Below are 11,135 nucleotides of genomic sequence, written 5' to 3'. Positions count from 1 at the left end.
CGGACGGCGTGCTGGTCCCGCAGGTCGGGTCGGCCGACGCCGCGCGGGCCGTGGTGGAGGCGGCCAGGTTCGCGCCGGACGGCGCGCGCGGCGCCAACCCCTGGGTACGAGCCGCCCGTTACGGCGCCACGCCGGACTGGTTCGCCGCCGCGAACCGGGACGTCGCGGTGATGGTGATGATCGAAGGAGCGGCGGGGATCGCCGCGATGCCCGAGATCCTCGATGTTCCCGGCCTCGACGGCGTCTTCCTCGGGCCGGTGGACATGTCGCACTCCCTCGGTGTGCCGGGCCAGATCGATCATCCGAAGGTCCGGGACGCCCTCGAGGACGCGGCCGCCACCGCGTCCGCGCGGAACATGGCCACCGCGGTGTTCGCGCCCGACGAGGCCCATGCCCGCACGTGGTGGGAGGTGGGCATCCAGCTCGTCGCCTGCGGCGTGGACGCCCAACTGGTCCGGGAGCGCCTGCTCCGGCTCGCCGAGACGGCCTGTCCGCCGGCGGTGAGCGGCGCACCGCTCACCGCTGGTGGAGCGTGAGCCGAGGCTCCAGAGCCGACGGTGCCGGGTGGCGCCAGATGTCGAGCGGCACCACGCGTGCGGCGCGTCCGTCGTCGCGCAGCACCCGGCCCATCAGCTTCAGGTGCCGTAAGGTCAGGGTGCGTTCGGCGACGACGAGGTTCGGCACGGCGGCCGCGATCTCCATCTCCAGAGGCTGGAGCTCCTCGACCGACCGCAGCCACACCGTCAGTGCCAGGTCGCTGTGGCCCACGACCGCCGCGCACATCCGGGTCTGCGGCAGTCCGGCCAGGTGCGCCGCGGCGTCGGCCAGGGCATGGTGCGGGACGTCGATCCACAGGGTCGCCGACACCGGGCGGCCGGAGAACTCGCGGGAGACCTCACAGCGCAGCGTCAGCGCACCGCTGTCGAGCAGGCGGTACAGCCGGCGGCGCACGGTGCTCGCGCTCGCGCCGGTGGCCGTGGCCAGTTCCTCGTACGACGCGCGGCCGTCGCGGCTGAGCGCCACCGCCAGCCGGCGATCCTCGGGGCGGAGTTCGGCGGCTCCGGTCCGGCTCGGCTGCCCGCCCTGGAGGCGGCGCCGCTGCTCGGGAGAGAGCGAACCTAATCGCCAGTGGCTCCCCTCGACGAACATGTCGCTGGCCACCGACGTGCGACTGGACACCACACCGGGCAGCGCGTTGAGCCGGCGCAGCAGGTAGTGCGAGAGCGTGGGCAGGTCCGGCGTCCAGACGGTGACGAGGAGATCGCAGGTCCCCACGGTGTGGGCGACGGTCACGGCCTGCGGGTCGTCGGCGAGCGCCGCGGCCACGTCGTGCACCCGATCGGCGGTGCAGTGCACCGCGACGAGGGCGAACGACATGCTCCGCATGAGTGACGTGGCCCCGTACGCGGTGACCCAGGCCAGCCCCTCCGTGCTCAACCGCTCCCAGTGTCGCGCGACGGTGACCGGGTTGACCTCGAGCACCTCGCCGATCAGCCGCCACGGCGCGCGCGGCGCGATCTGCAGGGCGTTGATCAGAGCGAGATCGAGCTCCCGGAGTTCGTTGCCGGTTTCGTGCACAGATCGCCCCACCGTCGTCGGATAACTGCAATGTCGCTGAATGAAGCAGTTGTTGCAGCATTATGGCATCGGTCCTTTTCTCGGGGGAAGGGGAAGACGCCGGTATCGCACTATGGCTGACAGTATTCGTTCCTTGTCGGTGCGCACTTCCGGCCGAATCCCCATCAGCTCGGGCGACCGAGTTCGGTCCGTAACGATTGGGTCCCAACGTGGGAATGGACGGGAGTTCGCACATGCCAGACGAATACCCACCGGCGAATCCCGAGGGGTCAGCAGGGCGCGCCTCCATCGCGGCCCGCCTCAACCGGCTGCCGATTGGGCGCGTCCACAAGATCGCGGTCGTCTTCGTCGGCCTCGGGCTCTTCTTCGACACATATGAGATCTTCCTCGCCGGGACGCTCTCGGCGGTCCTGAAGACGCAGTTCGGGCTGTCCCCCGACACGCTCAAGGCGGTCCTGGCCAGCGCCTTCATCGGCCAGTTCCTCGGCGCGATCTTCTTCGGGCGGCTCGCCGACAAGCTCGGCCGCCGGCAGGCGTTCGTTCTCAACCTGGCGATCTACTCGGTGTTCTCGCTGGTCGGGGGCCTGTCGCCGAACGCGACGATCCTCGTCATCGCCCGCTTCATCGCAGGTCTCGGGCTCGGCGCCGAACTCGCCCTCGCCGACGCCTACCTGTCCGACATCCTGCCGCCCAAGCTCCGCGGCCGGTTTCTCTCGTGGGCGTACACGACCGCGTTCCTCGGGATCCCCGCCGCGGGCTTCCTCGCCCGGTGGCTCGTTCCACTCAAACCGCTCGGCGTCTCCGGCTGGCGATGGATGTTCTTCATCGGCGCGCTCGGCGCCCTCCTCGTGTGGGTGCTGCGGCGTGCGCTCCCCGAGTCACCACGCTGGCTGGAGTCGGTGGGCCGGACCGAGGAGGCCGACCGGATCGTCACCTCCTGGGAGGAGGACGCGCGTCGTTCGGGCGCCGAGCTTCCCCCGCCGGAGCCGGGCGTGGCGACCGTCACGCAGGACCGCCTGCCCGTGCGCATCCTGTTCACCCGCGAGTACGCCCGCCGGACCTTCATGCAGTGGACGATCAACGGGCTGGAGGTGTTCGGCTACTACGGCTTCGGCACTCTGGCGCCCCTGGTACTCCTGGCCAAGGGGTACTCCGTGGTCAGTTCGCTGACCTTCCTCGCGTTCGTCTACATCGGCTACCCCATCGGCTCGGCGCTGTCCCTGCCGATCATCGAGCGGATGGAGCGCAAGGTCCTGATCGCGGCCGGCGCCGCGGGCATGGCGATCACGGGCCTGCTGTTCGGCTACGCCCCCTCCCCCTTCTGGATCGTGCTCTGGGGCTTCCTCTTCACGGTGATCAGCAACACCTTCTCCAACGCCTTCCACGTCTACCTCGGCGAGATCTACCCGACGGCGGTACGCGCCACCGCCGCCGGAGCGGCGTACTCGATCAGCCGGCTCGTGACCGCGGCGCTGCCGTACATCCTGATCCCGGTCCTCGACCACTCGGGCGGCTCCGCGGTCTTCACGGTGGTCGCCATCGCGCTCGGACTCCTCATCATCGACGTGCTCGCGCTCGGGCCACGGGCCACCGGCCTGTCCGTGGAGATCGCCGACCGGCCCGAAGTCGTCGAGCCACTTGAGCCTCGCCCCTCCCAACCCGCCGGCTGAACCCCGACAAAGAAGGGAAACGCATGGTCTCGCAAGCCTCCGGAGCCCCCCTCGGAGACACCGCCGCGGACGACGCCGTCACGATCTGCCGTGACCTGCTGCGATTCGACACCACCAATTACGGTGACGGCAACGGTCCCGGAGAACGCGCGGCGGCGGAGTACATCGCCGGAATACTCGCGGACGTGGGACTCGAGCCGGAGATCATCGAACCGACGCCGGGCCGTACGAACGTGATCGCCGTCTGGCCCGGCGCGGATCGGGACCGGCCACGGCTCCTGGTCCACGGCCACACCGACGTCGTCCCGGCCGACGCGGCGGACTGGCGGTTCCCGCCGTTCTCCGGCGAGATCGCCGACGGGTGCGTGTGGGGCCGGGGCGCGGTCGACATGAAGAACCTCCTCGCCATGGTCCTGGCGGTCGTGCGCGAACGGCGGCGCACGTCTCGCCCACCGGCCCGCGACGTGGTCCTGGCCTTCGTCGCCGACGAGGAGACCGGCGGCCACCACGGCGCCGGATGGCTCTGCCGGAACCGCGCCGACCTGTTCGAAGGATGCACCGAGGCGATCAGCGAGGTCGGCGGTTACTCGGTGACGCTGCCGACCGGACGCCGCCTCTACCTCGTGGAGACCGCCCAGAAGGGCATCGCCTGGTACCGCCTGACGGCCAGCGGCGTCGCCGGGCACGGCTCGATGCTGAACGATGAGAACAGCGTGATCGAACTCTCCGAGGCCGTCGCCCGGATCGGCAGGCACCGGTTCCCGCAGCGGATCCGTCCGGCGTTGCGGGACTTCATGGAGGAACTGGCCGCCGAGCTGGGCGAGCCGCTCGATCTGGAGAACCCCGCCCCGCTGCTCAAGGCGCTCGGACCGGTCGAGCGCATCGTCGGCGGCACCTTCCGTGACATGGCGACGCCGACCGTACTCGCGGCCGGGATGAAGACCAACGTCATCCCGGGCCAGGCTCACGCGGAGATCGACTGTCGCTACCTGCCGGGTTCGGAGGAGACCTTCCTCACCGAGCTCGACACCCTCCTCGGCCCCAACGTCCAACGTGAGGAGCTGCACTACGACATCGCGGTCGAGACCGACTTCACCGGGCCGGTCACCGACGCGATGCGCGCCAGCCTGGAGGGGGAGGACCCGGACGGCCGGGTCGTGCCCTACCTGCTGTCCGCGGGTACGGACGCGAAGCACTTCAGCCGGTTGGGCATTGCCTGCTTCGGCTTCGTGCCGCTTCGTCTCCCGCCCGACTTCGACTATCCCGGTGTCTTCCACGGAGTGGACGAACGCGTCCCAGCGGACAGCCTGCGGTTCGGAGCCCGCGTGCTGGACAGGTTCTTCGACCTCTGCTGAGCGCGGCGCCCTCGTGGTGGGGCCGGGGCGCGACGCGGCGCCCCGGCCTCACCGCCTCACTCCGTCACTGCGCGAGGTAGCCGCCGTCCACCGGCAGGATCGCGCCCGTGATGAAGGAGGCCTCCGGGGAGGCCAGGAAGGCGATCGCGGCCGCGACCTCCTCGGGCTCTCCGAGCCGGCCCATCGGATGCATCCGCTCGATCGCGGCCAGATACTCCGGCCCGCCCGGCTCGTCCGGGAGCCGTCGCACGCGTTCGGTGCGGATCGTGCCCGGAGCCACGGCGTTCACCCGGATCCCGCTGTCGGCCCACTCGACGGCCAGATGCATGGTCAGGCCCGTCGCGATGAACTTCGCGGGACCGTACGTCGCCTGGCTCTTCTGGCCGGCCATCCCGGAGATCGACGAGACGCAGACGATCGCGCCGCCGCCGTCACCGACCATCTGCTCGATCGCGTACTTGCAGGTGAGGAACATCCCGCGGCCGTCCACCGCCATGACCTCGTCCCAGTCTTCGGGCTTGGCCTCGGCGATGTCCAGGAGCGGGATCATTCCGGCGTTCGCCACGAGGACGTCGAGCCCGCCGAACCGCTCGACCGCCGACTCGACCATCCGCCGGGCGTCGTCGGCCTGTGACACGTCGCCGACGACGGCGTTCGCGACGCCGCCCGCCCCGGTCAGCTCCGCGTGCGCCCGGGCCAGCCCGGCCTCGTCGATGTCGGCCAGTGTCACCTTCGCGCCCGAACGGCAGAACAGCGCGGCGGTGGCCCGCCCGATCCCGTTGGCCGCCCCGGTCACCAGGCAGGACAGTCCGGCGAGAGAGTTCACGACCGGCTCCCTTCATCGGGCGGTGTGGTGACCGCGCCGAGCGCCGCCGACCCCACGAGCCCCGCGTACTTACCCATCACCCCGCCCGTGTACCGGGCCGGCGGTTCCTTCCACGCGGACCGCCGCGCGTCGAGCGTCGCGGGGTCGACCGCCAGTTCCACGCGACGGGCCGCGACGTCGATCGTGATCACGTCGCCGTCCTCCACGAGGCCGATCGGGCCGCCGAGCGCCGCCTCCGGCGCCACGTGTCCCGCCATCAGCCCGCGGGTGGCGCCGGAGAACCGGCCGTCGGTGAGCAGGGCGACGTCGCCGCCGAGCCCCCGCCCCACGAGCGCCGCGGTGACCCCGAGCATCTCCCGCATTCCCGGGCCGCCGCGCGGCCCCTCGTACCGGATCACCACGACGTCACCGGACCTGATGTCGCCGGCCTGCGCCGCGGCCATCGCGGACTCCTCCGTGTCGAACACGCGAGCGGGACCGCGATGGAACAGGTGCTCGCAACCGGCCGTCTTCACGACGCAGCCCTCGGGAGCGAGATCGCCGTGCAGGATGGCCAGGCCGCCGGTCGCCGACAGCGGGTCGGTGGCCGTCACGACGACCTCCTGCCCGGGGGTCTCGGCGGCCTCCGCCGCCTCCTCGCCGATGGACCGGCCCGTCACGGTGAGGGCCTCGCCGTCCAGCAGCCCCGCGTCGAGCAGTCGCCGCGCCACCAGCCTGCTCCCGCCCGCCCGGTCGAGGTCGACGGCGGTGAACCGCCCGTGCGGCATCATGTCCGCGATGATCGGCGTCCGCTCGCTGACGGCGTGGAACGTCTCCAGGTCCAGCGGGATGCCCGCCTCACGCGCGATCGCCAGCAGATGCAGCACCAGGTTGGTCGAGCCGCCCGTGGCGACGCCGGCCGCGATGGAGTTCTCGAAGGAGGCGCGGCTGAGGAGCCCGCTGGGCGACAGCCCGTCCGACAGCAGCCGCATCGCCTGGCGGCCCGCCTCGATCGCGGTGTCCTCGCGGGTCCGGCTCACCGCCGGAGGGCCGGCCGAGCCCAGCGGCGACAGTCCCAGGAACTCCAGTGCCATCGCCATCGTGTTCGCGGTGTACTGCCCGCCGCACGCGCCCGCCCCCGGGCAGGCGCCGCGTTCGAGCTCCAGCAGCTCGTCGTCGCTCATCCGCCCGGCGGCGTTCGCGCCGACCGCCTCGAAGACACTGGCGATCGTGACGCTCCGTCCCTGGAAGGAGCCCGGCATGATCGACCCGGAGTAGAGCACCAGGCCGGGGATGTCGAGCCGTGCGTGCGCCATGGCCGCGGCGGGGATCGTCTTGTCGCATCCGACGATCGTGACCAGCGCGTCGAACATGTGACCGCGCGCCACCAGCTCGATCGAGTCGGCGATCACCTCCCGGCTGACCAGCGACGTCTTCATCCCCTCGGTGCCCATCGTGACAACGTCGGAGATCGCGATCGTGTTGAGCTCCATCGGCGTTCCGCCGGCCTCGCGGACGCCCTGCTTGACCAGTTCGGCGATACGACGATGCGTGAAGTTACAGGGCATCGTCTCGACCCAGGAATGGGCTACACCGACCACCGGCTTACGCAGATCATCGGATGAATAACCGATCGCCCGGAGAAACGCTCTCGTCGGGGCACGGTCACGGCCTTCGAACAGCCTCCGACTCCTTGGACCAGACATCCTCGCCATCCATTTCATTGCCATCGTCCACGTGCCGGACGAGCTTCAGGTCGAGCCAGATTCCGGCAGCCTGGGACGTGATGATCGATAGGAGCACCAGAACCGTGAAGAACTCCTCATTGATGATTCCGGCGGTGAACGTGACGGTGGCCAGGACGATTCCCGGGCCGCCTCGGGCGTTCATCGCGATCGCCAGGTTCGTCGCCGACCGGTTGTCCTCGCCCGCCAGCCGCGCCCCCACCCATACGCCGGCCAGTTTCACCGCACACGCCACCAGGAGGAACCACACGAAGAAAACGACCGGGAAGTGGTGCAGTAGATCAAGCTGAAGGCCCACGATCGCGAAATAGACCGGCACGAACAGGGCGAGAGAGAAGTGTTTGACGGTCTGCGAGACATCGGTGGAGGCGGCATCGGCGTCCGTGCCGTCGGCCGTCGCCCCGGCGACGCTCACCCCCGCCATCAGCGCGCCGAACACCGCGTTGATACCCAGCGCGATGCAGCACAACACCGCGGCGAACAGGAACACGATCCGCAGCGCCGTCGGGTTCCGGCGCTCCAGCGCGCCCAGGCGGCGCGTGGTCAGCAGGCGGAAGAGGCGCCTGCCGAAGATCAGAAAGAGCAGGAGGAAGACCACCGAGACGGCGACGTAGTAGACCGAGGTCAGCGGCACCGACGTGACGCCCGTGAGATCCCAGAGCCCGAACGCGTCACCCGAGTGCGCCTGGACCAGTCCGAGGACGACGGCCAGCATGACGTACAGCGCCAGGTCCTCCAGCACCGCGACGGACAGCACCACGCGGGCGAACGGCGTTCCCATGATCCCCAGATCGAGCATGATCCGAGAGATCACCGGGATGCTCGTCACGGCGATCGCGATGCCGAAGACCAGCGCGAACGAGGTGGCCGACCCCTTGGGACCGGACAGGCTCGCGGGATCCACGAGACGCTGGATGAGCAGCCCGGCCCCGAACGGAAGCCCCAGTCCGAACACCGTGATGCCGAGGACGGTCCGGTTCTCCGCCGCCGACCCGGCCGATCGCAACTCGGTGCCGGCGAGGAACATCAAGAAGATGAGGCCGAGTTGGTAGAAGCCACCCAGCACCGATGCGGTCGGCCCCGTCTGGGGGAACAGCGAGTCCTTGACGCCGGGAGCGAACGCGCCGAGGACGGTCGGGCCGAGCAGCAGTCCCCCGAGGATCTCACCGATCACGGGCGGCTGCCGCAGGACGCCGAAGAGGTGGCCGAAGAGATGCGCCAGCAGGATGAGGAGCGTTAACGCGATCAGGATGTGCGCGACATCCGCCAGGTGGAGGGACATGAGGCCTTCCGATCATGAGCCCGGCCCGCGGCGCCGATGGTGCCGCGAGCCGGGAGCGGGACCGTCGGTCACGCCTTGACGACGGTGACCGACATCCCTTCCTTGAGGTTGTAGGGGTAGGCCAGGCTCGCGGCGTTCCGGGCGACCGCCAGGAAGCCCCGGCTGTTGAGGTAGGCCACCGGCTCGCCCACCGCGCCGGCGTCGGCGAACGTGGGCGACAGCGGCAGCTCGAACGGCAGCACGCCGTCCACCGTGATCTTCAGCGGGGTGCCGTACGCGATACCCAGCTTCTCCAGGTCCCGGCGGTGCACGTTGGTCCACACGTTGCCGAACGGGTGGTCGATCGCGGAGACGAACCCGCTGAGCGTGCCCTCGCCGGTGGACACCGCGGGCTTGGTGTCGAACCGCACGATCTCGTCGTCCGACAGCTTGCGGCCGACCTTCTCCAGCGGGTAGCCGGCGGCCAGGTGCGCGGACGGGATGGCCACCATCTCGCGGCTGTAGAACGTCGGCTCGGGCTGCTCGGGGATCACGTCGGTCGAGCTGACCTCGTAGGCCTCCAGGTAGCCGTGCTCCTCGATCACCCTGGTGAGCAGGCCGTTGTTCGGCGCGATGTAGATGTAGGAGCCCTCCGCCCGCTCGAAGCCCTTGCCCGAGCCCGCCAGCTGCCCGCGCGCCCCGCCCAGGGCGGCGTGCTTGAGCCGGATCGCGACCGACCGGGTCTCGGTGCCCGTCGCCGGGTACGTCGTGGTGGCGAACACGGTGCCCTCGGGGAAGTAGCGAGGCAGGTCGACGATGTACCGCGCGCCCTCCACCACGTCCCACGGTGTCATCGAGTGGCACACGTCCACGACGGTGACGTCGGGGCAGATGCTCAGCATGAGGCCTTTGCACTGCGCGACCGAGTCGTCGGTCGTCCCGAGGTCGCTCATGAACGCGATGATCGGTCGCCGCGAATTGTTCTCTGACATACCTTCCTCCACTTTTCCGTGCGGGCTTGATTCGCATCATAAGTACGGGACCACGAATCCAGAAGGCGGGTTGAAGTGCCAATTCACATAACGCCGCACGATGTAGCCGGCATGCGCCGAAGGTCGTAGTCGCACTCATCGCTTGGGGCGATGCCCTTCCCGAACGCCCGGGAAAGGATTGCGGTCGCCCCTCAGCCCGAGAGTCGAATGCGAGGCCGGCCGTGAAAGTTCTATTCTTCGGCGACGTCGTCGGAGACGTGGCAACCGACCAGATTATTAACAATCTGGCGGAAATGCGCGACCAGCATGACGCGGACATCATCATTGTGAACGCCGAGAACTGTGCGCCGACCGGGCTCGGAATGACGGTGAAACAGGTCGAGTCGCTGCTCGACGCCGGAGCGGACCTGATCACCGGGGGAAACCATTCCTGGGACAGCCCGGACTCGGTCGACGCGCTCGCCAACCCGAAGGTGATCCGCCCGCTCAACCTCTGCGACGGCGTTCCCGGACGCGGCATCGCCTATCTGGATCACGCGGGCGAGACCGTGACGGTGCTGAACCTCGCCGACGCGTGTGCGATGAAGAGCGTACGGGCGACCGCCGGCAAGTTCCGGCCGGCCTACTCCGCCTGGCACGAGGCCGACCGGCGCGGCACGGTCCTCGTCGACTACCACGGCGACCATGTGCTCGAGAAGCAGATCTTCGCCCGGGCCGTCGACGGCCAGGCCGCCGCGGTGCTGGGCACCCACACCCACGAGGCGACCCGTGCGCTGCACCTGCTTCCCGGCGGCACCGCACTGGTGTCCGACGTCGGGATGACCGGCCCGGACGGCGGTGTCCAGGGGTTCGCCTACGACGGCTTCGTCACGGGCCTGACGACGGTGGGCGATCCCTTCGCGCCGCCGCTGCCCTCACCGCTCGACGGCCCGATCGTCCTCGGAGCGGTCCTGCTGGAGATCGAAGAGGGCCGGACGAAGCACATCCGGCGCATCACCGAGTGGCCGTCGGCCTGACGGCGGCCCGGACGCTCGCCCTTCGTGCAGCCGTGTGAGGTTTCCAGAACCGGAGCCGCCGTTCGTGGAGCGTCCGGGGCCGCCCGCCGCGAGGTCACCGCACGCGACCGCGGTCATGGCGGCTCGCGGCGAGACCGCACGCTCGGCGGCGTACGAGCCGGGGCTTCGCGGCAGGGCTAGATGTACTACCCGGGCAGGTTGGTTGAGGTTGTGTGAGGACACGGTGTGAATGTGGGTGATCGGTGAAGGCCTGCGGTTGTGGAGTGGAGCTGTCTAGGAACCGCTCCATCAGTCAGGAGGCCTTCGTGTCCCACGCTGACGCTGTCCTGACCCTTCGTGCGGGTCTTCGCCTGGCGTGTTTGATCGTCGATGATGGCTGGCCGGTGGCCCGGGCCGCTGAGTGGTATGAGGTTTCCTGGCCGATGGCCAAGTGGTGGGCTGAGCGCTACCGTCACCATGGCGCTGCTGGGATGGTCGATCGGTCTTGGCGGCCGTGTCACAGCCCGTCAAGGACGTCACAGCCGGTGGTGCGCAAGATCGTGCGTCTGCGGTGGAAGCAGCGGCTGGGACCGGTGCAGATCGCCGGGCGGCTGGGCATGCCGGCCTCGGCCGTGCACGCGGTTTTGACGCGGTGCCGGCTGAACCGGCTGTCTCATATCGACCGGGCCACCGGCGAGCCGATCCGCCGCTGCGAACACACCCACCTCGGGCGT

10 protein-coding genes are annotated in these 11,135 nt (G+C 69.8%); 5 read left to right on the top strand and 5 right to left on the bottom strand.

The genetic code is table 11. The annotated features are described in order from the left end of the window. Positions 1 to 536 (top strand): aldolase/citrate lyase family protein (locus ACFFNX_RS29770; RefSeq protein ID WP_378209154.1); only part of this gene is annotated, 536 nt, incomplete at its 5' end. On the opposite strand, the gene ACFFNX_RS29765 is transcribed toward ACFFNX_RS29770, so the two are convergent. Next, complete coding sequence (locus ACFFNX_RS29765) at positions 517 to 1,578, bottom strand: Lrp/AsnC family transcriptional regulator (RefSeq protein ID WP_378209152.1); 1,062 nt, start codon at positions 1,576 to 1,578, stop codon at positions 517 to 519. The two genes, ACFFNX_RS29770 and ACFFNX_RS29765, sit on opposite strands and share 20 nt — an antisense overlap. A 233-nt stretch (positions 1,579 to 1,811) precedes the next feature. Between ACFFNX_RS29765 and ACFFNX_RS29760 the strand changes: the two genes are divergently transcribed. Both ACFFNX_RS29760 and ACFFNX_RS29755 read left to right on the top strand, forming a co-directional pair. After that, positions 1,812 to 3,248: an MFS transporter gene (locus ACFFNX_RS29760; protein ID WP_378209150.1), complete on the top strand. Its 1,437-nt coding sequence runs from the start codon at positions 1,812 to 1,814 to the stop codon at positions 3,246 to 3,248. Positions 3,249 to 3,271: 23 nt separating this feature from the next. Next, the gene (locus tag ACFFNX_RS29755; protein WP_378209149.1) at positions 3,272 to 4,603 is read left to right on the top strand and encodes a M20/M25/M40 family metallo-hydrolase; all 1,332 of its coding nucleotides are present in this window, start codon (positions 3,272 to 3,274) and stop codon (positions 4,601 to 4,603) included. 64 nt (positions 4,604 to 4,667) lie between these two features. On the opposite strand, the gene ACFFNX_RS29750 is transcribed toward ACFFNX_RS29755, so the two are convergent. The 4 genes from ACFFNX_RS29750 to ACFFNX_RS29735 form a co-directional block, all read right to left on the bottom strand. Then, complete coding sequence (locus tag ACFFNX_RS29750) at positions 4,668 to 5,429, bottom strand: SDR family NAD(P)-dependent oxidoreductase (protein WP_378209147.1); 762 nt, start codon at positions 5,427 to 5,429, stop codon at positions 4,668 to 4,670. Further along, entirely contained in the window at positions 5,426 to 7,114 is a 1,689-nt protein-coding gene (gene ilvD, locus ACFFNX_RS29745) for a dihydroxy-acid dehydratase (RefSeq protein WP_378209145.1), read from the bottom strand. Before ilvD ends, ACFFNX_RS29750 begins: the two co-directional genes overlap by 4 nt. Further along, positions 7,074 to 8,435: a cation:proton antiporter gene (locus ACFFNX_RS29740; RefSeq protein ID WP_378209143.1), complete on the bottom strand. Its 1,362-nt coding sequence runs from the start codon at positions 8,433 to 8,435 to the stop codon at positions 7,074 to 7,076. Before ACFFNX_RS29740 ends, ilvD begins: the two co-directional genes overlap by 41 nt. A 68-nt stretch (positions 8,436 to 8,503) precedes the next feature. Then, on the bottom strand, positions 8,504 to 9,367 hold the full coding sequence (locus ACFFNX_RS29735; RefSeq protein ID WP_378209141.1) for an adenosyl-fluoride synthase: 864 nt from the start codon (positions 9,365 to 9,367) through the stop codon (positions 8,504 to 8,506). A 260-nt stretch (positions 9,368 to 9,627) separates the two neighbouring features. Here ACFFNX_RS29735 and ACFFNX_RS29730 point away from each other — a divergent pair, with 260 nt between their 5' ends. Together ACFFNX_RS29730 and ACFFNX_RS29725 are read left to right on the top strand one after the other, a co-directional pair. After that, the gene (locus ACFFNX_RS29730; protein ID WP_378209139.1) at positions 9,628 to 10,422 is read left to right on the top strand and encodes a YmdB family metallophosphoesterase; all 795 of its coding nucleotides are present in this window, start codon (positions 9,628 to 9,630) and stop codon (positions 10,420 to 10,422) included. A 305-nt stretch (positions 10,423 to 10,727) separates the two neighbouring features. Then, positions 10,728 to 11,135: helix-turn-helix domain-containing protein (locus ACFFNX_RS29725; RefSeq protein WP_378209137.1), on the top strand; the 408-nt coding region annotated here is incomplete at its 3' end.

Source organism: Actinoallomurus acaciae (assembly GCF_042429965.1).
Classification (GTDB): domain Bacteria; phylum Actinomycetota; class Actinomycetes; order Streptosporangiales; family Streptosporangiaceae; genus Actinoallomurus; species Actinoallomurus acaciae.
This window is presented reverse-complemented; position numbering and strand designations above follow the sequence as displayed.